This is a genomic window from Chelativorans sp. Marseille-P2723, from assembly GCF_902809845.1.
GTDB lineage: Bacteria > Pseudomonadota > Alphaproteobacteria > Rhizobiales > Rhizobiaceae > Chelativorans.
On sequence record NZ_CADDWI010000013.1, the window covers coordinates 880940 to 904239 of the forward strand.

Consider the following 23300-nt stretch of genomic DNA (forward strand, 5'->3'; position numbering starts at 1 on the left):
GATGCAGAACCGGCGGTGCAGTAAACGGTTTTTTCTGGCGGGTCTGCTGGCGGCCCTCTCCTTCGTTGCCACGCCCGCCGGCGCCCAGGATATCGTCGTCGTGCCTGCACGCGTCATCTATCCCGGCGAAACAATCTCTGCCGACGCTATTCAGGAGATGCTGCTGCGCAAGCCTCCACGGGGCGCCGCGTCCATCGCCCGCGAGGTCGACGAACTGGAAGGCAAGGTAGCCCGACGCACGCTTCTGCCCGGGCGGCTGATCCCCCTTTCCTATATTCGCGCACCCTATCTGGTGGAACAGGGGTCTACGGTCACGGCGATCCTCACCCATGGCGCCCTGACCATCTCCGTCCTTGCTGTCCCGCTCCAGCACGGGGCGGCAGGCGAACAGATCAGGGTGCGCAATATCGACAGCGGCGCCATTTTCACCGGGATCGTCATGCAGGACGGCACGGTGCGGGTTGGGGCGTCATGATCTTCAGGGGCTTGTTGTCCGCACTGGTGGTCCTTGCCGCCATGCTGCCCGCCTTTGCAGGCGGAAAGACCCAGATCAAGCATATCGCTGAGCTTCAGGCTGCGCGGGACAACCAGCTTGTCGGTTATGGACTGGTGATCGGCCTGAACGGTACGGGTGACAGGCTGCGCAATGCACCGTTTACCGAGCAATCAATGCGGGCGATGCTCGAAAATCTGGGCATCGCCACCGAAGGCGGAAGGGCAAGGGCGGAGAATATCGCGGCGGTGATTGTCACCGCAAATCTGCCACCATTCGTGCAGTCGGGCGCCCGGATCGACGTTACCGTTTCTTCCCTCGGGGATGCTAAATCGCTTGCCGGTGGCATGCTGGTGATGACTCCGCTGCGCGCAGCTGATGGCGAGATATATGCCGTGGCGCAGGGGCCGGTCATCGTTTCAGGCTTCCGTGCCGAAGGACAGGCGGAAACGCTTACGCAGGGCGTTCCCACTTCCGGGCGCGTTCCCAACGGTGCCATCATCGAGCGCGGTGTGCCAGTTTCCTTCGACGATCTTCTGGCGCTGACCCTGCAACTCAGGAACCCGGACTTCTCGACCGCCGTGCGCATTGCCGACGCGGTCAACGCATATACCAGCCGGCGCTTCGGCGCGCGGCTTGCAAGCGAGCGGGACGCGCGAACCGTCGTCATTCAAAAGCCCAAAGGGATCTCTGCCGCGCGATTCTACGCCGAAATCGAGAATCTGCACGTCCATGTAGATGCACCGGCGCGTGTGGTCGTTGACGAGCGGTCAGGCACGGTCGTGATCGGCAATGATGTACGTATCTCCCGCGTCGCCATCAGTCATGGCGCGCTTACCGTACGCGTCACCGAGATGCCACGGGTTGTGCAACCGGAGCCGTTCAGCCGCGGCGAGACGGCGGTCGAGCCCTTTACAGCGATCGACGCTAGCCGGCCCGATGCGAACGTCGCCGTACTTGATGGGCCGGACTTGCAAACGCTCGTCTCCGGCCTCAACAGGCTCGGGGTAAAGCCCGACGGGATCATCGCGATCCTGCAAGGAATCAAGACGGCGGGCGCGCTCCAGGGCGAGCTGGTCCTGCAGTAAGGGGGGAAGGAAAGAGATGCGCCTCCTCGATACGGACCTTTGCATGACCCGGCGCGCACTTGCCCCGGTGATTGCGGTTCTGATGCTCGCAGGCCAGGGCGGCGCAGAGGCGGCGGAACTGAACGCTGTGCCGCAGGACGAGGTTGCGCGCTACTGTTCCAGCATCGCTGATGCGGCGAAAGACCGGCGCTATGCGCTCCAAGCGCAGGAGCTCGAAAAACTCAAGGATGAGGTCGATGCCCGCATCGCAATCTTGGAAGAAAAACGTGCCGAATATGAAAGCTGGCTGGCGCGGCGCGAGGATTTCCTTGCCGCCGCCGAGGACAATCTCGTGCGCATCTATTCGAGCATGAGGCCGGACTCTGCTGCCGAGCGCCTGGCCGAAGTCCGCCTAGAGCTTGCTGCAGCTATTCTGATGAAGCTGGAGCCGCGTGTGGCTGGCATTATCCTCAATGAGATGAACAGCAAGGCCGCAGCCACGCTTACGAGCATCATGGCGAGTGCGGCCCGGCCTGAGGACCCGTCATGAACAAGACGGCAGCAGCTTTCATTATCCTTGCCCTTCCCGCATTCGCAGGTTGCGCCAGTACTGACGAAATTGGCAAGCCTCCTGCACTCTCTCCTGTTGGGGCTGGGGCTGAACCCACCGTCCTTCAGGCCTATCACTATCCGGAAAGAAAGCCTCAGCGCGTCAGCCGCCATTCGCTCTGGAGCGACCGGCAAAGCCGCTTCTTCACCGATCCGCGCGCGCTGGAGGTCGGCGATATATTGACCGTTGTCATATCCATTAATGACAAGGCCAGGTTCGAGAATGAATCGGCACGCTCGCGGCAGTCAAGGCGCAATCTTGGTTTGGGCGGTTCTTATGCCTTCGGGAATGCCAGCGGCTCAGCACAAGCCGAGGGGGATATCGGCTCCGGCACATCGACTGTGGGAGTTGGCGAGACGAAGCGGTCGGAGGACATGCGCCTTGTCGTGGCGGCCATCGTTACCGAAAAGCTGCCCAATGGAAATCTGCGGATTTCCGGCACGCAGGAAGTACGCGTCAATGCCGAACTTCGGGTGCTCACTATCGCCGGTATCGTGCGGCCAAGCGATATCGGCCCCGCTAATACGATTTCCTACGAGCGCATCGCAGAAGCGCGCATTTCTTATGGCGGGCGCGGTAGGCTGACGGAAGTGCAGCAACCTGCCTGGGGGCATCAGGTGCTCGATAACGTGCTGCCTTTCTGACCGGAAAGCATCGTCATGGCTGTCATCACACAGGAAGAAGAGAAGAAGGAAGGCAGACCGCTTATCATGCAGTTAGCGGCGCTGCTCGTCATTACGGTTCTGGCGGCTGGCATGGGTTGGCTGACGGGCACCTATCTGGAAAAACTCCACAATCCCGCGGCAAAGTCTGGACTGGAAGTGTCTGCGCAGGCGGAAACCCCCAACGAAGGAGAAGCCGAAGAAGCTCTTACCGGAACGCCTTCCATCGTTTTCAATCTCGATCCCATCACCATCAATCTGGCCGAGCCGGCGGATGTGTGGTTGCGCATGGAGCTCGCGCTGGCGTTCGATGGTCCGGCCGATCCTGAGCTTGCGCGGACCATTCATCAGGACCTGCTTGCCTATATGCGCACGGTGAAGCTCAAGCAGATCGAGAGCAGCAGCGGATTCCACCACCTCAAAGCTGACCTCCTTGAGCGTGCGCGTATTCGCAGCAATGACCGCGTGAAGCAGGTTCTTGTCCTGACCTTCCTCTACGAATGATGCGTCCCCTAGCTATCCTTTCCGCCGTGCTTTTCGCCGGCGCTTCCCCGGCTGCCAGCCAGACGCTCGACCTTGGCGCGCTGGCGGGTCAGGCCAACGGCACGAGCGTTGGCTATATCATCCAGCTTTTCGGCCTGCTGACGGTACTGTCGATCGCGCCGGGCATCCTCATCATGGTGACGAGCTTCACCCGCTTCGTCATCGTTTTTTCAATATTGCGCACCGGGATCGGCTTGCCGTCCACACCGGCTAATCTGATCCTCATCAGTCTTTCGCTCTTCATGACGTTCTATGTGATGGCGCCGACCTTCGATCAGGCCTGGAATAATGGCGTGCAGCCGCTTATGAACAACGAGATCGACGAAGCGGTAGCGGTGGAGCGGATAGCGGAACCGTTCCGCGGGTTCATGAGCGCGAATGTACGCGACGAGGATTATAACCTGTTCGCCGATCTGGCGGTGGAACGCGGCGGAGTTCAGACCGAGGCGCAGCAGGCGGATATGCGGGTCCTTATCCCCGCTTTCATGATCTCGGAAATTCGCCGCGGCTTCGAGATCGGCTTTCTGATCGTCCTGCCCTTTCTGGTGATAGATTTGATCGTAGCCACGATCACCATGTCCATGGGCATGATGATGCTGCCGCCGACCGTCGTTTCGCTCCCCTTCAAGATATTGTTCTTCGTGCTCATTGACGGCTGGAATCTGCTGGTGGGCAGTCTTGTCCGGTCTTTTGCCTGATTCCAGCTTCAAAAGACCATCGAACCCAGCCGCTATTATCCATTTGGTAGCAAATGGAGGGCATAACAGTGCCGATGCATGACGGAGTGGGTTCCAGTAGTACCCACGGCATGATGCCTCTCCGTCATCACCGGTAAAGCCCGGTATGTCCCTCGTAGTTCTGTTTCAGGGGCGTTATTCCCATGGCTAGCATCAACACCAACGCGTCGGCGATGACGGCGCTGCAGACCCTCAACACCATCTCCAAGAACATGGCCACCACGCAGTCGCGTATCTCGACCGGCCTGCGCGTGGCGGAAGCGTCCGATAACGCCGCCTACTGGTCCATCGCGACCTCGATGCGTTCGGATAACAAGGCTCTTTCCAGCGTGCAGGATGCGCTTGGCCTTGGCGCCGGCAAGCTCGACACCGCCTATACGGGCATCAACGAGGTGATCGACACCGTCGACAAGATCAAGGAAAAGCTGGTCAGCGCACGTGGCGCCAGCCTTGAAGATCAGAAGAAGATCGGTACGGAAATCACCGCGCTCAAAGATCACATCAAGTCGGTCGTAGAGAATTCCAACTATGCCGGCGCCAACATGCTTAAGGATGGCGATGACGTCTCGATCACTTCATCCTATAACCGCACCGGCACCAGCGTCTCGGTAGAGACAATCGACATTACCGGTGCCGATGTTCAGGTGCTCGAGACTACGGTAACCGCTGGCACTCCTCCGACTACCACCGTGACCGGCATCGCCGCTGCGCTGTTCGCCGATGACTTCTTTGCTCTAACAGATACGAGCACCGATCCTATCGCGGCGTCATCCTCTGACGATAGCGACGTGACCATCGACTCCATGCTTGCTGATGTCGAGTCGGTTCTGTCGAAGCTCGCTGATGGAGCTGCCAAGCTGGGCGCTGCTAAATCCCGCGTGGATCTGCAAAAGGATTTCGTATCCAAGCTGTCGAATGCGATTGACCGTGGTGTTGGGCAGTTGGTGGACGCGGATATGAACGAGGAATCGGCCCGTCTTTCGGCTCTGCAGGTTCAGCAGCAGCTTGGTGTTCAGGCGCTCTCGATCGCCAACTCCAACGCTCAGAACATTCTCTCGCTGTTCCGCTAATTGGCAGCTACACTCTGCAAGATGGATAGGGTCGCCTCACAGGCGGCCCTTTTTTTATAGGTGCCCTCACCCGTTAAGAATCCATTAACCATACACCTGTACCCATCGTTAACCATTCCTGCCCGCGGGGCATGGGGCTGATGATGAGGGCAAGCACGTGGCGAGCATCATGACGAACACCTCTGCGATGGTGGCATTGCAGAGCTTGAAAGCGACGAACAAGGCGCTTGAAACCGTCCAGGGCCGTATTTCCACCGGCTATCGGGTCGCAGAAGCCAGCGACAACGCGGCATACTGGTCTATCGCCACCACAATGCGCTCTGACAACAAGGCGCTCTCTGCCATCCAGGATTCCCTTGGGCTTGGAGCGGGAAAGATCGACACCGCTTATACGGCGATGAACAATGTCATCAAGGCGGTTGATGACATCAAGACCAAACTGATCAACGCCCGCGGCGCCAGCGGCGAGAACCAGAAGAAGATCCAGGCAGAGATCGACATCCTGCAGGACCACATAAAGTCTGCCGCAACGGGCGCCAGCTATGCCGGCACCAATATTCTTGCGACCGACGACGCAGGCCCTTTGGAAATCGCCGCCTCCTACGATCGCGCTTCGAACGGAACTGTTAGCGTCGGCACCATCTCGATTGCAATTTCAGGGATAAAGCTATTTGCCGCCGATGGCACAACCGCCGACGCTACACAGCATCTCGCCCATGATGTGATGCAGATAGACGTAGTGGCCAATGGCGATGACGGTTCCATCGATGACTATTTGGAAGACATCGAGGCGGCACTTGCCACAATGTCCACGGCAGCGGCCAATTTGGGCTCTGCCAAGAACCGTCTAGACCTGCAGAAGGATTTTGTCTCCAATCTGATGGATTCCATCGAGCGGGGCGTGGGCCAGCTTGTGGATGCTGACATGAACGAAGAATCCACACGTCTCCAAGCCTTACAGGTCCAGCAGCAACTCGGCATCCAGGCGCTTTCCATCGCCAATCAGAACGCTCAGAACATCCTGGCCCTCTTCCAGTAATGAGCACGGCAAGTCCCTGCTCGCAACTCTTCCCGTAAACGTTCGAAGGCTTCGCACAAGCTTCGCCGCCTAGGCTGACTGGAGAATTCCGCCTGGGAGCGAACGCTTTGCCTGAGCAGCTTCAAACCGTCATTGAGAACCTGAAAAGCCTCGGGCCGCGTCGGCTCGCGATGATGGCGGGCGTCCTTGCGCTGACCATGGCTCTGGTGGCGGGAGGCGCGATTTATCTCAACCGCCCGGCCTACGAAACGCTATATGTCGGCCTCGAACGCTCCGACGTGAACCAGATCGGCCTCGTTCTGGGCGAGGCGGGCATTGCCTTCGACGTGGTTTCCGATGGCACCGCCGTGCTTGTGCCAACCGGCAAGACCGCCGAGGCTCGCATGCTTCTTGCCGAAAAGGGCCTGCCTTCGAGCGCCAATGCCGGTTATGAACTGTTCGACAATGTCGGCTCCCTGGGACTCACCTCCTTCATGCAGGAGGTGACCCGCGTGCGCGCGCTGGAAGGCGAAATTGCCCGCACCATTCGCTCCATAGCCGGAATCAAGGCAGCACGGGTGCACATCGTCATGCCGGAGCGCGGCAATTTCCGCCGCGAGCAGCAGGAGCCGTCCGCTTCGGTGGTCATCCGTACTACCGGCATCGATGCAACCGCGAAAGCTGCCAGCATCCGCTATCTGGTCGCCGCCGCGGTGCCCGGCCTTAATGCGGAGGAGGTCACGGTACTCGATTCGTCCGGCACGCTGCTTGCGGCCGGCGATGACCCCGCCAGCAGCACGCTCCAGCGCTCGATCGGCATCGAGCGCACCGTCGAAGCCCAGATTGAAGACAACATACGCCGGGCGTTGGCCCCCTATCTCGGGCCGGATAATTTCCGCGCCAGCGTTAAGGCGGAAGTGAACACCGATACGCGGCAAGTGGAGGAGGTGATCTACGATCCCGAATCCCGGGTGGAGCGTTCGGTGCAGATCGTGCGCATGGCCGACAGCGCGACCCGGGAATCGGCAGCCACGCCGACGACGGTGCTGCAGAACCTGCCGCAAGAAGAAACGCCCGCCGCTGAAACGCCGCGTTCATCCGAAGAAAGCGAGCGGCGCGAGGAAACGACGAATTACGAGCTCAACACCAAGCGCATTGCGACTGCCAGCAATGGTTATCAGGTGACGCGGCTTTCCATCGCTATCGTCGTGAATGAGGCGCGCCTGGCAGCAGTTCTTGGTGATAACATCACACCCGACGTGCTGCAGGCTCGCATCGCGGAAATCCAGACTGTTGTCGCCTCAGCAGCCGGTTTCAACGAGGAGCGCGGAGACGTGCTCAATGTCGCGGCAGTCGAATTCATCGATGGGCTGGATGGGGTCGAAATTGCCGAACCCGGTGTGCTCGATGCGATCAGCCGGCATCTCGGGACGACAATCAACGCACTTGCCTTCGTGCTCGTGGCGTTTCTTGTCACCTGGTTCGGCTTGAAGCCGCTGACGGCAGCGCTGACTGGCGGGGCGAGCGGCGAAGCGCGTACAGAAGAAACACTTCCGGCTATTGCCCAGGGTACGGCAGGGGAAACCCAGCTTTCGCTTGCTGGTAGGGACGCCGATGGCGGTCTTTCCGGAGCTGAGGAAAGCGAGCCATTGCGCATACGGCCTGAACCGCGGGCACGTCTGCAACGGATGGTTGACCTCAACGAGGAGCGCACCGCCCACATACTGCGTAAATGGGCGCGGACCGAAGTAGAGGCCATGGGGTGATGCGGTCAACACTTGCGGACATGTTGCCTGATTTTGGAACGGGAAATGGCGCGCATCAGGCGCGTGCGGGCAGCGATGTCACCCTCGCGCAGCGGGAGCCCTTACCGGAAGAGGTCACCCAGCAGCGCATCGCGCAAGAGATTGCAGCGGCAGAAGCGGCCCTTTCGCAGAAACTTGCCTGCAAACATGCGGAGGCTCTTTCTGCCGAGCGCGAAAGACATGCGGCGGAAATGCAAGCAACAATTGAGCGTCTCTCCGATCTGGCCGCTGAAGCCATCGCCGCGCGCTTTGATGCGATGAAGCGTGAGGTTGCCTCAATTACCAGCGCTCTTGCCGCCCAGGTGCTTGCGGTAACCCTTACCCAGGATGTCCGCAGACGCTCCATCGAGGAGCTTGCGCGGCTTGTCGGCGAAGCGATGAATGATCGCGATACTCTGCGCGTTCGCGTGCGTGGCCCGGAAAATCTTCGCCAGGCACTCAAGGAACGGCTCGGCGAGCAATGGCGGCAAATCGATTTTATTGATGCGGTTGATTTCGACCTTACTGCCGAGATCGGTGAAAGCCTCTTGAAAACCCGCCTGGCCGACTGGTCCGAGGAGTTGGCCGAGGTGCTGCCGTGACCGATGCCGGCAGGGATGATCGTCGGCACGAGATCATCATCGTGCGTCGGGGAAGCATGGATGACGATGAAGGGCATCAAGGTGGAGTCTGGAAGATAGCCTTCGCTGATTTCATGACGGCGATGATGTGCTTCTTTCTTGTCTTGTGGCTTATCAATGCGGCCAACGAAGAGGCGCGGGTCGCCCTTTCCAGCTACTTCAATCCGGTCAAGCTGATCGACAGGAGCACCAGCCCCAAGGGTGTCGAAGAGCTGGACCAGACGCCGCAGGAAATCACCGAGCGGGATGAGTATCACGACCCGGCATCACAGGCGCCGGCGAACGGCAAGACGTTAGTCGACGACGACATTCAGCCGGCCGGTCCTGCCGGTACCCGCAAATATTCCGACCAGAACTTCTTCTCGAACCCGTATGCGGTCCTGTCGGAGATCGCTGCGGATGTCGGGCGGGACCAGAACATCTCCCATAAGGGTGACGGAGGCGTGCAGATTGCAGGTCCCTCTTCTGGGGCTTCCGGCGGGGAGTCGTATCGCGATCCGTTCGCCCCCGACTTCTGGACGCAGCAGGTGACTACTCCGGATATCGCCATGGATGGTGATCCCGGACAAGCGCGCGAACAGCCCGTTGGCGCAACCGCCGCCGAAAGCGACTCTGACGAACTGGCGGCAATCGAGCTGGCAGAAATCAGTCAGGTAGCAGCAACGGGGCGATCAGCGACAGGAGATGCAGCCCGCCTTGTTCCGGTGCCGCAGGTGGCGCCGCTGCTGTCACAAAGCCAGGAGGCGGCTGACGAACCCGCGGAGCACGGTAGCATGGCGGCCGTTGAAGAGGCGGCCAACGATCTTCGCGAGCGCCTCAGCCAAGCTTTGATGGGGCAGGGGCTTGCCGGCGCCGTAACGGTAGCGGCGGGCGATGACGGAATTCTGATCTCTGTGACCGACGATGTCCGCAATGGAATGTTCCCGGTCGGCTCGGCAGTGCCCGAGCGCGCCCTGGTGCTTGCCATGGAGAAGATCGGAGAGGTACTCGCCGACCAGCCGGGCACCATCCGCATCCACGGCCATACCGACGCGCGGCCATTCCGAAGCGGAGATTACGACAACTGGCGTCTTTCTACCGCTCGGGCTCATGCGGCCCAATACATGCTCATACGCGGCGGTCTCGATGAGAGCCGGATTGACGAGGTGGCGGGCTTTGCCGACCGCCGTCTGAAAATGCCTGACTCGCCCCTGTCGGATGCCAACCGCCGCATCGAGATCCTGCTGGAGGCTCGGCAATGAGGCGCGCAGCCAGGAGGGTTCTTTCCTTGGCAGCAATCGCTGGATTGCTCACACCTGCTGCGGCCGCCGGGCTTGAGCCATACCAAATGATACGCTCCCTGCAGCTCATGCAGGATCGCATAGCAGATGGCGATCACGCGGCGCTGCCGATGCAAAGCAGGCTGCTTGCCATTGTCGATCGACGGCTGCGCGACATGGCTCCGGAAAAATTCGAGGACCGCCGGAACCTTGACGCCCTGCTGATCTATGGGGCCAGCGGCGGGAATCCAGAAACGCTGGAGGCAGTGTTCTCTCGCCTCCAGCCTGGCGAAGCCGACCGGAGGCTGAACGAGGGCCTCACCCACTATGCCCGTGGGGATCTTGCCGCCGCGCGCGAACTACTGGCAAGCGTGGACCTTGATACGATGGAACCCCGGCTGGCGGCTCCGCTTGCGCTTGTCCTCGGTTCGCTTTTCACGCAGCAGGACCCAGCCGAAGCTCTCAGGCTTTTCGATCAGGCACGGCTGCTCAGCCCCGGCACGCTGATCGAGGAGGCCGCTCTGCGACGCTCGGTCGCCGTCAGCGCCGAGATGAAGGATGAAGAGCGCTTCGCGCGAGCATCGATCCAGTATGTGAACCGCTTTCTGCGCTCCCCCTATGCCAACCAGTTCGCAGAGGCCTTCGTGTCGGGCATCATTGCCTTCGAAGGTCAGGTGGATTTGAGCATGGTCGAAGAGGTGGCGTCGAACATGCGTCCGGATCAGGCGCAGGTCATCTATCTTCGCATCGCACGTCAAAGCGCTATCGAGGGATATCACCGGCTGCTGGCCTTCGCCTCCGAGAATGCGGAGAAATATGCGGCTGAAGAGCAGGAAGACCCGCGCGCCACGCTCTACGCAAACCTCGCACTGGTCGCTTCCGCGAATGTGGACGCGGTCTTAGGGACACTCGAAAAGATCGATGATGAGAGGCTTTCGGAAAGTGACCGAAAGCTTCTCCGGGCAGCAAGGAAGATCGCCGGGGACATTCTGGCTTCGCCGGTTGAGGGGTTGCAGGACGGCAGCATGCCTGCGGCCTCAGAACTCTTTCGGGGCGCAGCAGCCGAAGGCCAAACAGCGATCGAGCGTTTCATGGCCAAATCGCATCAGAAATTAAAGGAGATAGACATGCTCCTTGCGGAGAAGCGTCGGTGACGGAAGCCATTAAAGCAAGCATCGGCCCCTTGGCCGTTAGCCACGACAAGCCTGAACGAAGATCTATCGGGCAAGGAAGTGCTTTTGCGGACGCTCTGCAGGAGGAGCCGCAGCAGAGCGGACCGAATGGTGGTGGCAAACACATGGTGAAGGCGCCGCTAACGGACGGCTGGCCTGTCACGGACCGCATCCTGGAGAGCGCCGTTGCCTGGAATCGTACCATCGCCAAGAATGACGGTGGTTCGGGAAAAAAGGTCGAAAATGAGCGCCTGGAGGCATTCCAGATGGCGGTTTCCGCCGTTCTTGCGAAAGATATGGAGTTTCCGGGCGAGGCATGGACGGGCCCTTTCTCCGGACCATCACAAATGGAGAATGACGTTCCGGGATCGGCTTTGCTGATGGCAAACGCGGAGCGCTTGGACGAGCGGGTCGATCTGTCACCGCGCGAAGCGCACGTGGAAGGAGCGCGCAGGAATGAACGGCTGCCGGCTGCCGGGCGCATCGAGATCCAGAGGGACAGTCTGCCCTTGTTGGAGCGCGCGAATGCGGTGGACAAGAAGCAGGGCATCGCTGCGCGCGGCATCGAACCGGACCTTGCCTCCGCATTTCGGGAGCCAGGCAAACAAGCTACGCCAATCTCCCCGAAAGAGCCTGATCTTCTCCCGCCAGCAACGCGCGTCCTCAGCGTCCAGAGCATTCCTGCACCGGCATTTCTCCCCACACTCAGCAGCTCCGTTTCGGGCACAGTGCTGGCTGCACTGGAGTCGGATACAACCTATAGAGTCGCGTTTGCGGAAGCTGCAACCGCAGTCGCCCAGAATACGCGTAACCCCCAACCGCTTCTTACTCTCAAAATTCAGTTGCATCCGTCCGAACTTGGCACGGTTATGGCGAATCTGAAGATGTCTGGGGAGCAACTTACAGTAGAATTACAAGTTGAGAGCACAGAAGCCAGACTAAAGCTCCAGGCGGACCGCGACAGCATGGTTCAGGCTCTCCGTTCACTTGGTTATGATGTCGATCGCATATCTATTCAGCAGATGACAAATAGCCCATCTGCCACGCCAGGCTCTACGGGGAGTGGTCGCGAGTCGTCCTTCCAGGCGGGCACTGGCCCGGGGCAGGATCAGAATTCCGGCCGTCCCGATAGCGGCGCAGGCGACAATCCTTTCGCGCCGAGCCGCGAAGCGATCGAGGGGCGGCAGGATGATGCTTCGGGCGACGGTATTTATATCTAACCTGCTTCTGTCGAGCGCCGTCGTCGCGGCCAATCCTTGCGAGGGAGAGATCCTCCGGGCATCGCAAAAACACGGTGTTCCTGCCGGCATACTCTACGCCGTCGGACTTACGGAAACCGGCGTAAAGGGCAGCCTTCAGCCTTATGCACTCAATATTGAGGGCAAAGCCGTTTTCGCCGGTAATCGGAGGGAAGCTGTGGAGGAATTCATGCGGGCACGGAAGAGAGGGGCGAAGCTGATCGACCTCGGCTGCATGCAGATAAACCATTATTATCATGCCGACCGTTTCCGCACTCTGTGGGACATGCTCGACCCTCAGCAAAACGTCGACTATGCCGCGCGCTTTCTTGTGGAGTTGAAGCGGCGGCATGGAACATGGTCAATGGCTGTCGCGCGCTATCATGCAGGGCCGAACAATAACCCGGCGCAGAAGCGTTACCTGTGCCGCGTCATTGTGAATATGGTGGCGACAGGTTTCGGTTCATGGACGCCGGATGCGTATCGATACTGCAATCCAAAGTAGAAATCATGAGTCGTTTCTGCATCAACGAAACTTTCTTAAGAAATTATTAAAAAAGATGGTTGTCTGTGATTCCGTCCACCATGTACCACTTGGGTAGGTAACTGATTCGGGGGCGGGTCAATGATAGTGGTGGTGGACGAGCGCGAGCTCGTCACAGAAGGTTATACCTCACTTTTCAATCGGGAAGGTGTCGCAACCGCCGGCTTCCGGCCGAATGAATTCAATGACTGGGTTGAATCCGTAGCCGACGAGGATTTGAGCTCGGTTCGAGCTTTCCTCCTCGGCCAGTGCAGGTCATCTGAAGCGCCGGCCAAGCGGATTCGGGATCGCACGCATGCGCCGGTGATAGCGCTGGCAGAACAGCATTCCCTGGAAGACACATTGCGGCTCTTCGAGGCCGGCGTCGATGATGTGGTAAGGAAGCCGGTGCATGTGCTGGAAATCCTGGCGCGTATCAGCGCCATCAACCGGCGGGCGCAGCAACAGCAGGACGATTATCTGCAGATTGGCCGTCTGCGCATCTTCAACAACGGCCGCGATCCGGAAATCGATGGCGAGGCTGTGCCATTGCCGCGCCGCGAGCGCCGAATCCTGGAATATCTCGCCAACAACGCTTCGCGGCGGGTGACCAAGACGCAGATATTCAACGCCATCTACGGGATCTTCGATGAGGATGTCGAGGAGAACGTTGTGGAAAGCCACATAAGCAAGCTGCGCAAGAAGCTGCGGCAGAAGCTCGGTTTCGATCCGATCGACTCCAAGCGGTATCTTGGTTACCGGCTCGTGACATCAGGGCGATGAAAGGAACAGCTTCACGCAAGCTGCGTCTTTTAGGCTGCCGCTACGCGAGCAATAGGAGAGCCCGATGAGCCTGTATGGGATGATGAGAACCGGTGTGTCCGGGATGAACGCCCAAGCAAACCGCCTATCGACGGTCGCGGAGAACATCGCCAATTCCAGCACCAACGGCTACAAGCGGGCCAGCACCGAATTCTCAACCCTGCTGGTTCCTAGCACGCAGGGTTCATACAATTCGGGTGGCGTGACGACGACGGTGCGCCACTCCATCTCTACGCAGGGCGTGCTGCAATATACGACCTCCATCACTGACCTGGCGGTCGATGGAGACGGCTTTTTCGTAGTGGAGGGCACAGGCGGTCAACCTTACCTGACGCGGGCGGGCTCTTTCGTTCTCGATGGCGAGGGGCGGCTCATCAATGCCGCTGGTTTTCAGCTTATGGGCTATAGCTATGAAAATGGCGTGCCTTCAGCGACGGCTAATGGTTACGCCGACCTTACGGCGGTCACCATCACCCAGCCGGAGCTTGTTGCAACGCCATCACGCAATGGGATGATCTCAGCAAACCTGCCGCTTGTTGCGTCGATTGTCGATAACACGGCTCCGCCTGCAGGAGCCGGAATTCCCAGCGCCGGCGACAATGTTGCGAACTCGCAATATTCCGCCAAGACATCGCTCGTTGCCTATGGCAGCAAGGGAGAGCAGGTTCTTCTCGACGTCTATTTCACGAAGACGGGCGACGATACGTGGGAGGTGGCCGTGTTCGACCGCGCCCACGGAGCGCCTGATACGTCTTTTCCTTATACGTCTGGCCCTCTTGTAAGCGATACGCTTGCCTTCAACTCCACCACGGGAAAGATTGAGGGAGCCACCACCGGGATTTCAGTTCCAGTGCCCGGCGGCGATATGCTGGAACTCGACCTTTCCAGGCTCACGCAGCTTGATGCCGGGTTCAAGGTGGCCGATGCGAAGGTGGATGGAGCGCCGCCGAACTCGATCGAGGGTATCGACGTCAGCTCCGACGGCATCGTCTATGCCCAGTATGGGGATGGCTCACGCAAGCCGCTCTACCGCATTCCGCTCGCCACTGTTCAGAGCCCCGACCAACTACAGGTTCTTTCCGGGAATGTTTTCGCCGAAAGCACTGGTTCCGGCACTGTTCGCGTCGGCTTCGCGGGAGCTGACGGCCTTGGCAAGATAGCATCCGGTGCACTCGAGAACTCCAATGTGGATATCGCAGAGGAGCTTACAAGCATGATCGAATCCCAGCGCACCTACACTGCCAACTCCAAGGTGTTCCAGACAGGCTCGGACCTGATGGAGCTGCTGGTCAACCTGAAGAGATAGCAGAAGCTTACGAGGAAGCTGGCGTATGTCGGCCCAGAAAGAGAAGAGATGTCGCTAACACAAGCCCTTAACATTGCGCAGTCAGCGCTGTTTAACCGGTCGCACCAGACAAGCATCCTGTCTCGCAACATCTCCGAAGTTTCAAATCCGGATTACGCCCGTCGCACCGCTGTTCTCTCCAGCATGGTGCCGGGTGTGAATATTACCAGTATCCGTCGCGCTACGAGCGATGCCTTGTTCCGGCAGAATCTTGCTGCGATCTCCGCTTGGCAGGGACAGTCGGCGCTTTCCCAAGGTTTGAACACGCTTCAGGTGCAGGTCAATGGGGTTGATAACGCGTTCTCGCCTGCTTCCGCGATCGGCAACCTGCATATAGCGCTGCAAACCTATGCTGCGGCGCCCTCCAACCGGAACCTTGCCGAAAACGCCGTCGAAGCAGCGCGCCAGGTCGTCCGCTCCCTCAATAACGGAACGGCGGCAATCCAGGCCTTGCGGGCCGACACCGATAAGGAGATCGCCCGCGCGGTAAGTGAATTGAACCGTTTCCTCGCCGAGTTTGAGGTCGCCAACAAGGAGATCGTGGCGGGAACGGTAAGCGGCCGCGACGTGTCCGACGCACTAGACCGGCGCGATGCACTGATAAAGCAGATATCCTTGTATCTGCCCGTCTCCACCATAGCGCGCGCCAACAATGATATGGTGCTTACGACGGCCGGCGGGGTCACGCTTTTTGAAACAGTTGTCCGGCCAGTATCGTTCAGCGCAAATGATTTATATACCGCCGAAGCCACTGGCAATGCGATCTATGTCGATGGAGTGCCACTGGCGGCAGGTAGCGGCGGCAATACAACAGCTTCTGGCAGCCTTGCGGCGCATCTTCAGCTTCGGGACCATGTTGCGGTGCGTATGCAGCAGCAGCTCGACGAAATAGCAAGCCGCCTGATCATTACGTTCAGGGAGAAGGACCCGTTGGGCACGCTGGCAGATGCAACCGGCCTGTTTACCTGGCAGGAGGGGCCGGATTTACCGCCTCCAGACAAGCTTGTGGATGGTCTTGCCGGTTCAATCCGCATAAACGCTGCAATGGATTCAAGCGTCGGCGGCAATCCCGAGCTGCTGCGCGACGGGGGGGCCAATGGTGCCAGCTACGTCCACAACAGCGAGGGCGCGTCCTATGCCACCCTTCTTAATTCGCTCCTCGCTGAGTTCGACGAGCCGGAAGCTTTCGATCCGGATGTGTCGCCCGGCGGCGCGCGCAGTCTGCTGTCTTTTTCCGGCGACGCGATAAGTTGGCTGGAAGCCTTGCGGAAGGATGCCGCGTCTGGGGCAGAGGCCAAGGAGGCTCTGGCGAATCACACGGCGACGGCACTTTCCAACGAAACGGGCGTGAATCTAGACGAGGAAATGGCTCTACTTCTGGAACTGGAGCAGTCCTACGAAGCTTCCGCCCGTCTCCTTGCGGTCATCGATGAAATGCTCGCCACGCTCCTGGAGGCCACTCGCTAAAATGAAGGTTTCCTTCATATCCACTAACGCAATCTCCCAGACGTTGCGCTACCAGATGATGCGAATGCAGGCGCAGCTTGTGCAGCATCAGAAAGAGCTGGCGACCGGCAGACTAGCCGATCCGGGAGTTTCGCTGGGTGCGCGAGCGGGCACCGGCTTCTCCATGGCTCGCGAGATCGACAGGCTGACGGTGCAGATCGATGCCAACAGCGTCGCCCAGAACCGGCTCGCGGCCACGCAGAACAGTCTCACCCAACTCGGCGATGTCAGCCAGGAGTTGCTATCCACGCTCACGGCTGCTTTGTCCGGGGTAAACGACACGTCCATCGTGCGGAGCGCTGCCAATCGGGCACTGGAATCCATGACCAGCGTGCTCAACAGCAACCTGAACGGTGAATATCTGTTTGCCGGCATCAATACGGATGTGAGGCCGCTTAATAGTTACACCGATGCCGGCTCGCCGGCCAAAGATCACTTCGATACGCTTTTCGAGGGATATTTCCACTTCGATCAGGACGATCCGGCAGCCAGCGCAATCACCAATACACAAGTGGAGGAGTTTCTTGACGCGGTGATTGCCCCCAGTTTCATGGGTGCTGATTGGTACGTTACCTGGTCCAACGCATCCGACCAGAAGATCAGCAGCCGCATTTCTGCAAATGAGGTAGCTGAAACATCGATTACCGCGAACGGCCCGGGCATCCGCAAGTTCGCAATGGCGGCGACGGTACTTACGGAATTTCTCGATCTTCCCCTCAATGAGGAAGCACGCAAGGCGCTTTACCAGCGGACCGTCGGTCTAGCCGGTGAAGCCGTTTCAGCCATTGCCTCGATGCAGGCAGAAGTTGGCCTTGTCGAAACCCGCGTCAAGGATGCGAGCGATCGCATCTCCTCGCAAATCGATCTATTCCAGACGTTCATCTATGACCTTGAGGGCGTCGATCCCTACGAAGCTTCAACACGCGTGAATGAACTTCTGACGCAAATAGAGACCTCATACGCACTTACAGCGCGCATTCAGCAGCTCAGCCTGCTGCGCTACCTGCCCTGACCACACGGAGCGAATGCTCATGTACCATTTTTCCTATGATGAGGTTCAGTCCGACTCGGTGGCCGATGCAAAGGACCGTGAACGCCAGTTGCTCGCGAAATCGATCGACCTGCTGAAGACCGCTCGCAAAGCAGGAGCGCAGTCGCGGGAGTCCATCGAGGCGATCCTCTTCATGAACCGGATCTGGACCTCCCTTATCGAGGATCTCGGACATCCCGACAACGCGCTGCCAAAAGAACTGCGGGCAAACCTAATCTCGATCGGGCTTTGGCTCCTGCGCGAGGGCGAGGACGTGCGGCAGGGCCGATCTGACAATTTCGACGGGCTGATTGAAATCTCAGAGATCATACGCGACGGCCTGCGATGAAAAACACGCTGAAAATATCGCTCAAAGCCGGTGAGAAGATCTATGTAAACGGCGCGGTCATTAGGGTCGACCGCAAGATTTCGCTTGAGTTCCTGAACGATGTGCAGTTCCTCCTGCAGCAGCACGTACTTCAGCCTGAGGATGCGCGCACGCCGTTGCGCCAGCTCTATTTCATCGTCCAGGTGATGCTCATGGGGCAGGCGGGTGAGGGGATGGAAAAGACGCGCCAACTCTTCCGAGATACGCTTGCAAATCTTCTCTCCACGTTCCGGAACGAGCGCATACGGGCAGAGCTCAAGCACATCGACACGCTGGTCGGCCAAGGCAAAGTTTACGAGGCGTTGAAGGCGATCCGCGCGCTCTACCCGATCGAGGAACAGATATTCAACAAAGACAGCCTGCAAGAAGAGCAAGTCTTTGCCAAGGCTGTGGGAGAATAGAATGAATGTTTCATCAGTGACCGCTGCCACGCAAAGCCAGCAGATGGCAGGCTCGCCACAGACAGTCGATTATCAATCCTTTCTTAGACTGCTTGTCGCCCAGATGAAAAACCAGGACCCGACAAGCCCCATGGACTCGACGGACTACGTGGCTCAGCTTGCCACCTTCTCTCAGGTCGAGCAGTCGGTGCAGATGAACGGGAAACTAGGGCAGCTTCTTGCGGCTTCCTCGCTTTCGCAGGCAGCCGGCGTGGTAGGAAGGGAAATCACTTCCGCCGACGGGACGATCACAGGCATCGTCAAGGAAGTGAAGCTCTACAGCGATGGTGTCGTCGCCACACTTGAAAGCGGGCAGGAGGTGATTGTCGGCCCGGGCATGACAATCCGCTGATATGAACGAGGCGGATGCGCTCGATATCGTCCAGTTTGCGATCTGGACGGTGCTTTTGGCATCCGGTCCCGCAGTGATCGCCGCCATGGTTGTGGGAGTCGGCATCGCCCTCGTTCAGGCTCTGACGCAAGTGCAGGAAATCACCCTGACCTTCGTACCGAAGATCGTCGCTATCCTACTGGTCGTCGCGATATCCGGGCCCTTCATCGGCGCGCAGATATCCTCCCTGACGACAGTGCTCTTCCAGCGGATCGAGAACGGGTTCTAAATAGCCGGAGTCCGCTTTCACACAAGCTTCGCCAACTAGTCTCCCTTTCCAATGGAGGCGTGAATGGCACTAAGCGAAAGCATTACCGGGAAGCCTGCCGGGAAGCATGGGCGCGATATCGGCTTTGCCGTTGGCATCGTCATCATCCTGTCGGTGCTTTTTCTGCCCGTTCCGCCCTTCCTGATCGATATTGGGTTGGCCTTCTCGATCGCCTTTTCCGTTCTGATCCTGATGGTGGCGCTCTGGATCCAGAGGCCGCTCGACTTTTCGTCCTTTCCGACGATCCTGATCATCTCCACCATGTTACGTCTTTCGCTGAACATTGCGACGACGCGGCTGATCCTTTCGGAGGGGCATCAGGGGACGAACTCGGCCGGCTATGTGATCGGCGGTTTTTCCAAGCTGGTAATGAGCGGCGATTTCGTCATCGGGCTGATCGTGTTCCTCATCCTGATCGTGGTGAATTTTATCGTCATCACAAAAGGCTCGACCCGGATTGCCGAGGTGGGCGCACGTTTCACGCTCGATGCCATTCCCGGCAAGCAGATGTCGATCGACGCCGACCTTTCAGCCGGTATCATCGACGAAAAGGAGGCGCAAAGCCGTCGCCGGGAACTGGAAGAGGAAAGCTCCTTTTTCGGCGCCATGGACGGCGCGTCCAAGTTCGTGCGCGGCGATGCAATAGCCGGCCTCATCATCACCGCCATCAATATCGTTGGCGGAATTGCCATCGGCTATGCGCGTCACGGCATGGACCTGGCAGCAGCGTCAGACGTTTTCACCAAACTGTCGGTGGGCGATGGCCTTGTCACCCAGATCCCGGCCCTGATCGTCTCGCTTGCGGCGGCTTTGCTTGTCTCCAAGGGCGGCACGCGTGGTTCCGCGGATCAGGCGGTCTTCGGCCAACTTGGAGCCTATCCGCGGGCACTGTTCATGGCAGCCACGTTGCTCGGCCTACTTGCAGTCATGCCGGGCCTGCCAGCCCTGCCTTTCTTCGTTCTTGGCGGGGCGATGGCGGGACTTGCCTATGTGCTGCCAAAGCAAGAGAAGCAGCGCGCCGCCGAGGCGGAAGAAGTCAAGCGGCAGCAGGAGCTTGCTGCAACGGAAGAAGAGCAGAACTCGGTCAAAGCTTCGCTTAGAACTGCCGAGGTCGAGCTTCTCGTCGGCAAGCAGCTTTCCACCCGCCTCATCGCCTCGCATCAGGAACTTGCCTTCCGCATGAACAAGATGCGTAAGAAGTTCGCAACGCAATACGGCTTCGTCGTGCCGGAAGTGCGCCTGGCGGACGATTTTTCCATTCCGCCCAAGAGCTATCAGATCAAGATTCACGGCACGGTGATTGCGGAGTATCAGTTGCGCGTAGGCGAACTGATGGTTCTGCTCGGCAGCAAGTCCGCCCCGGATCTTCCCGGCGAGGAGGTGAAGGAGCCGGCCTTCGGCATGCGGGCCTATTCGGTGCCCGAAATGTTTGCCGACGATCTGAAGAACGAGCAGCTTCCCTATGCCGACAATATGTCGGTTCTGCTCACACATCTTTCCGAGGTCATCCGCAACAACCTTCCGCAGCTTCTGTCCTACAAGGATATGAAGGCCCTGATTGAACGACTCGATCCGGAGTACCGTAAGCTTTGCGACGAAATCTGCTCATCGCACATCACCTATCCGGGGCTGCAGGCGGTGCTGAAGCTGCTTCTTGCCGAGCGCGTCTCGATCCGCAACCTGCATCTTATCATCGAGGCCATTGCCGAGATCGCCCCGCATATCCGACGTACAGAGCAGATCGTTGAGCATGTACGCATCCGCATGGCGCAACAGCTTTGCGGCGATCTGAGCGACAGTGGCGTGCTCAAGGTGCTCAGGCTCGGCAATCGCTGGGATCTTGCCTTCCACCAGGCCGTAAAACGCGATGCGAAAGGAGAGGTCCGCGAGTTCGACATCGATCCGCGCCAGCTTGAAGAGTTTGGCCAGGAAGCAGCCAAGACAATTCGCGCCTACATTGATGCTGGCGAGCGTTTCGTGCTGGTGACCGCGCCCGAAGCACGGACCTATGTGCGCATGATCATAGAGCGGATGTTCCCGACCTTGCCGGTGCTCAGCCATGTGGAGATCGCCAGAGGCGTCGAGATTTCGGTCCTGGGAAGCATTTCCTGATCACATATGCTGGAGACCGCTGTTCTTGCCGCGTTCCTTACCTTCTGCCGGGTTGGGGCATGCTTCATGCTCATGCCCGGCTTCGGCAGTGCGCGCGTGCCCATGCAGGTGAGGCTCTTTGTGGCCGTGGGCGCCTCCCTCGCATTGTTCTCCCATCTTTGGGACGTGATCGCGCCCTATGCCTCAAGGGAGGCGGCGACTCTCCTGCTTCTTATCGGCTCGGAACTTCTGATCGGCTCGCTCATCGGCCTTGTGGCGCGTCTTTACGTGCTCGCCGTACAGTTCATCGGCTCCGCCATTGCCACCATGATCGGCTTTGGCATGGCTGGAGGTGGCATCACGATCGAGGAAAACGAGCCGCAACCTGCCGTCTCGGCGATCATCTCGTTCTCGGCGCTGATGTTGCTTTTCGTTCTCAATTTTCACCACGCCATCATCGAAGCTCTGGTGAGTTCATATCGGCTTGCTCCCATTGAAACCCTGTTCAATCCGCAATCTGCCCTCGTCGACATTGCCGACACGCTTTCCGAGGCGTTCTTTGTCATGATCCGGCTCGGTAGCCCCTTCGTTGCCTATGCGATCCTGATCAATCTGGCCTTCGGCTTCATCAACAAGCTTACGCCGCAGATTCCGATCTATTTCATCTCCTTGCCTTTCGTCATCGCCGGGGGACTCCTGCTGCTGTATTTCGGCATTAGCACCTTTCTTGCCCTCTTCGCCGATGGCTTCTTTCCCACCACCATCGAAAGATGAACGAATGGAACGGCGGCAGAGACTGGCAAAGCTCCTCACCCTCCAGCGGCATGTGGAGGAATTGCACAAGGCGCGCCACGCGGCCTTCCTCAAGGAAGCGGCGTCCGCGCAGAATGAGGCGGTCGAGATGGCTGCGCGGCTACAGGCCACTGATAGCCTGGCGTCACTTTTCCCCGATCTTTATCACCGCAGGATCGCGCAGGCGCTGATCCGGCAAACGGACTACGAGGAAAAGGCGGCCCAAGAGGCACGCAAGGTCGCGGCGGCGAACGCGCGCGCCAATGTCGTGGAACGGAACTATCGTGACGTTATGAGAAAGCACGAGCGCAGCGCCGAGGAGAAGGCGCTTCTCGAACTTGTCGAGCAGAGGCTGAAATATGAAAGCTCAGAATAGCTGCTTCACCTTGCCGAGGGCAAGTCTGCCACAAGCTTCCCCTGCCATATTCGGCGCGTGAAAAGAGGCTGACAGACCGTGGCAATATCACTTCCTGGCGATATCCTTCTTGATGTGGCCCGTGCTGCAGACCCTGAAAAGGTTGCGCAAGCGCGCGCCCGCCTGCAGTCATTCGCAAGAGCGACCGGTTTCGCGGCGCCGCAGCCAGCCGCAGGACTCCGCCAGGCTGATCCCGTCCGTGCCGACAGGCCTGAGCCCTCCGTGCAGTTCGAGGCAATGGTGCTGCAGAATTTCCTGCAGTCCATGCTGCCTGAGGAGGGAGATGCGGTTTTTGGAGAAGGTCTATCGGGGCAGATGTGGAGGAGCCTGCTTGCCCAGGAGCTTGGCACTGCACTCGCCAAGCGAGGCGGCATCGGCATTGCCGAACGGATCCTCGGTGACCACTATCTCATCGATGGCAAGAAGATTCCTGTCGCCGGCCATTCTTCAGGGCCGGAGGCACAAGAGGCGGCGACCCAGGCTGCACTTTCCAGAGCGCTCGTGGAGGAAATCGAGCGACTGGCCACCGGACCCCTGAAAGACGGTGGGCAGCCTTCTGAAAAAACGAAGTAGCAAACCATACGCGGAACACCTCATGAATAATCTGATTGCCAACGCCCAAGCGCCGCAACCTGATGCAACAGACGTGCGCAGCGCGGGCCTTCTCAATCTTCTGATGCGGATTGAAGAAAGCATCGAAGCGGAAACTGCCGGGCTTCGTTCGGACCCGCGCTTCGACATTAAGGCGTCCAACGTGCGCAAGAGCCGCCATCTCCACGAGCTTAGCAGGGCGTTCAAGAATATCGCGGATGGCGATCTGGCCGATGACCACCGCGATGCGATGCTACGCCTGCGGGAAAAGCTGGACGCCAATGAAGCGGTCATCCGGGCACATCTGAGCGCAGTAAGCGAAGTTGCCGCAATGTTGCAGAACGAGCTTCAGGGAGCACAGACGGACGGAACCTATTCGGTGCGCGAATTCGGAGTGAAATAGG

27 protein-coding genes are annotated in these 23300 nt (G+C 59.1%); all 27 read left to right on the top strand.

Annotation, left to right across the window (positions count from 1 at the left end):
* The first annotated feature begins 1 nt into the window (after position 1).
* The 27 genes from flgA (at position 2) to HUS57_RS15650 (ending at position 23299) form a co-directional block, all read left to right on the top strand.
* Positions 2-475 carry a flagellar basal body P-ring formation chaperone FlgA gene (flgA, locus tag HUS57_RS15520; RefSeq protein ID WP_173934792.1) on the top strand — a complete coding sequence of 158 codons (474 nt, stop codon included), beginning with the start codon at positions 2-4 and terminating at the stop codon, positions 473-475.
* The gene (flgI, locus tag HUS57_RS15525; RefSeq protein ID WP_173934793.1) at positions 472-1581 is read left to right on the top strand and encodes a flagellar basal body P-ring protein FlgI; all 1110 of its coding nucleotides are present in this window, start codon (positions 472-474) and stop codon (positions 1579-1581) included. Before flgA ends, flgI begins: the two co-directional genes overlap by 4 nt.
* Before the next feature lie 82 nt (positions 1582-1663).
* Positions 1664-2110 (top strand): MotE family protein, encoded by a 447-nt coding sequence (locus tag HUS57_RS15530; RefSeq protein WP_246727940.1) that lies wholly within the window; start codon positions 1664-1666, stop codon positions 2108-2110.
* Positions 2107-2814, top strand: coding sequence for a flagellar basal body L-ring protein FlgH (gene flgH, locus HUS57_RS15535; RefSeq protein ID WP_173934795.1), 708 nt, complete (start codon positions 2107-2109; stop codon positions 2812-2814). Before HUS57_RS15530 ends, flgH begins: the two co-directional genes overlap by 4 nt.
* 15 nt (positions 2815-2829) lie before the next feature.
* A complete protein-coding gene (locus tag HUS57_RS15540) occupies positions 2830-3336 on the top strand; it encodes a flagellar basal body-associated FliL family protein (RefSeq protein ID WP_246727895.1) in 507 nt (168 codons plus the stop codon).
* On the top strand, positions 3333-4073 hold the full coding sequence (gene fliP, locus HUS57_RS15545) for a flagellar type III secretion system pore protein FliP (RefSeq protein WP_173934796.1): 741 nt from the start codon (positions 3333-3335) through the stop codon (positions 4071-4073). The genes HUS57_RS15540 and fliP overlap by 4 nt, the downstream gene beginning before the upstream one ends.
* A 182-nt stretch (positions 4074-4255) precedes the next feature.
* Positions 4256-5182: a flagellin gene (locus HUS57_RS15550; RefSeq protein ID WP_173934797.1), complete on the top strand. Its 927-nt coding sequence runs from the start codon at positions 4256-4258 to the stop codon at positions 5180-5182.
* Between the two features lie 157 nt (positions 5183-5339).
* The gene (locus tag HUS57_RS15555) at positions 5340-6221 is read left to right on the top strand and encodes a flagellin (protein ID WP_173934798.1); all 882 of its coding nucleotides are present in this window, start codon (positions 5340-5342) and stop codon (positions 6219-6221) included.
* 107 nt (positions 6222-6328) lie between these two features.
* Positions 6329-7966 (top strand): flagellar basal-body MS-ring/collar protein FliF, encoded by a 1638-nt coding sequence (fliF, locus tag HUS57_RS15560; RefSeq protein WP_173934799.1) that lies wholly within the window; start codon positions 6329-6331, stop codon positions 7964-7966.
* A complete protein-coding gene (locus HUS57_RS15565; RefSeq protein WP_173934800.1) occupies positions 7966-8586 on the top strand; it encodes a hypothetical protein in 621 nt (206 codons plus the stop codon). Before fliF ends, HUS57_RS15565 begins: the two co-directional genes overlap by 1 nt.
* Entirely contained in the window at positions 8583-9866 is a 1284-nt protein-coding gene (locus HUS57_RS15570) for a MotB family protein (RefSeq protein WP_173934801.1), read from the top strand. Before HUS57_RS15565 ends, HUS57_RS15570 begins: the two co-directional genes overlap by 4 nt.
* Positions 9867-9892: 26 nt before the next feature.
* Complete coding sequence (locus tag HUS57_RS15575; RefSeq protein ID WP_246727896.1) at positions 9893-11038, top strand: chemotaxis protein; 1146 nt, start codon at positions 9893-9895, stop codon at positions 11036-11038.
* A complete protein-coding gene (locus tag HUS57_RS15580; protein ID WP_173934803.1) occupies positions 11035-12276 on the top strand; it encodes a flagellar hook-length control protein FliK in 1242 nt (413 codons plus the stop codon). Before HUS57_RS15575 ends, HUS57_RS15580 begins: the two co-directional genes overlap by 4 nt.
* On the top strand, positions 12248-12799 hold the full coding sequence (locus tag HUS57_RS15585; RefSeq protein ID WP_173935224.1) for a transglycosylase SLT domain-containing protein: 552 nt from the start codon (positions 12248-12250) through the stop codon (positions 12797-12799). The genes HUS57_RS15580 and HUS57_RS15585 overlap by 29 nt, the downstream gene beginning before the upstream one ends.
* A 120-nt stretch (positions 12800-12919) precedes the next feature.
* Positions 12920-13600 (top strand): response regulator transcription factor, encoded by a 681-nt coding sequence (locus HUS57_RS15590; RefSeq protein ID WP_173934804.1) that lies wholly within the window; start codon positions 12920-12922, stop codon positions 13598-13600.
* Between the two features lie 64 nt (positions 13601-13664).
* Positions 13665-14945 (top strand): flagellar hook protein FlgE, encoded by a 1281-nt coding sequence (locus HUS57_RS15595; RefSeq protein ID WP_173934805.1) that lies wholly within the window; start codon positions 13665-13667, stop codon positions 14943-14945.
* 48 nt (positions 14946-14993) lie between these two features.
* Complete coding sequence (gene flgK, locus HUS57_RS15600) at positions 14994-16451, top strand: flagellar hook-associated protein FlgK (protein ID WP_173934806.1); 1458 nt, start codon at positions 14994-14996, stop codon at positions 16449-16451.
* A 1-nt stretch (position 16452) separates the two neighbouring features.
* Positions 16453-17502, top strand: coding sequence for a flagellar hook-associated family protein (locus HUS57_RS15605; RefSeq protein ID WP_173934807.1), 1050 nt, complete (start codon positions 16453-16455; stop codon positions 17500-17502).
* Between the two features lie 19 nt (positions 17503-17521).
* The gene (flaF, locus tag HUS57_RS15610) at positions 17522-17869 is read left to right on the top strand and encodes a flagellar biosynthesis regulator FlaF (RefSeq protein WP_173934808.1); all 348 of its coding nucleotides are present in this window, start codon (positions 17522-17524) and stop codon (positions 17867-17869) included.
* A complete protein-coding gene (gene flbT / locus HUS57_RS15615; RefSeq protein ID WP_173934809.1) occupies positions 17866-18309 on the top strand; it encodes a flagellar biosynthesis repressor FlbT in 444 nt (147 codons plus the stop codon). The genes flaF and flbT overlap by 4 nt, the downstream gene beginning before the upstream one ends.
* 1 nt (position 18310) lies before the next feature.
* The gene (gene flgD / locus HUS57_RS15620) at positions 18311-18700 is read left to right on the top strand and encodes a flagellar hook assembly protein FlgD (protein WP_173934810.1); all 390 of its coding nucleotides are present in this window, start codon (positions 18311-18313) and stop codon (positions 18698-18700) included.
* A gap of 1 nt (position 18701) precedes the next feature.
* Positions 18702-18968 (top strand): flagellar biosynthesis protein FliQ, encoded by a 267-nt coding sequence (gene fliQ, locus HUS57_RS15625; protein WP_173934811.1) that lies wholly within the window; start codon positions 18702-18704, stop codon positions 18966-18968.
* Positions 18969-19031: 63 nt separating this feature from the next.
* Entirely contained in the window at positions 19032-21119 is a 2088-nt protein-coding gene (flhA, locus tag HUS57_RS15630; RefSeq protein ID WP_173934812.1) for a flagellar biosynthesis protein FlhA, read from the top strand.
* A gap of 6 nt (positions 21120-21125) precedes the next feature.
* The gene (gene fliR / locus HUS57_RS15635) at positions 21126-21872 is read left to right on the top strand and encodes a flagellar biosynthetic protein FliR (RefSeq protein ID WP_173934813.1); all 747 of its coding nucleotides are present in this window, start codon (positions 21126-21128) and stop codon (positions 21870-21872) included.
* A gap of 4 nt (positions 21873-21876) precedes the next feature.
* Positions 21877-22266 carry a hypothetical protein gene (locus HUS57_RS15640; RefSeq protein ID WP_173934814.1) on the top strand — a complete coding sequence of 130 codons (390 nt, stop codon included), beginning with the start codon at positions 21877-21879 and terminating at the stop codon, positions 22264-22266.
* 78 nt (positions 22267-22344) lie between these two features.
* Positions 22345-22878, top strand: a complete 534-nt coding sequence (locus tag HUS57_RS15645; protein ID WP_173934815.1) for a rod-binding protein — start codon at positions 22345-22347, stop codon at positions 22876-22878.
* A gap of 22 nt (positions 22879-22900) precedes the next feature.
* Positions 22901-23299 (top strand): hypothetical protein, encoded by a 399-nt coding sequence (locus tag HUS57_RS15650; protein ID WP_246727897.1) that lies wholly within the window; start codon positions 22901-22903, stop codon positions 23297-23299.
* Position 23300 lies beyond the last annotated feature (1 nt).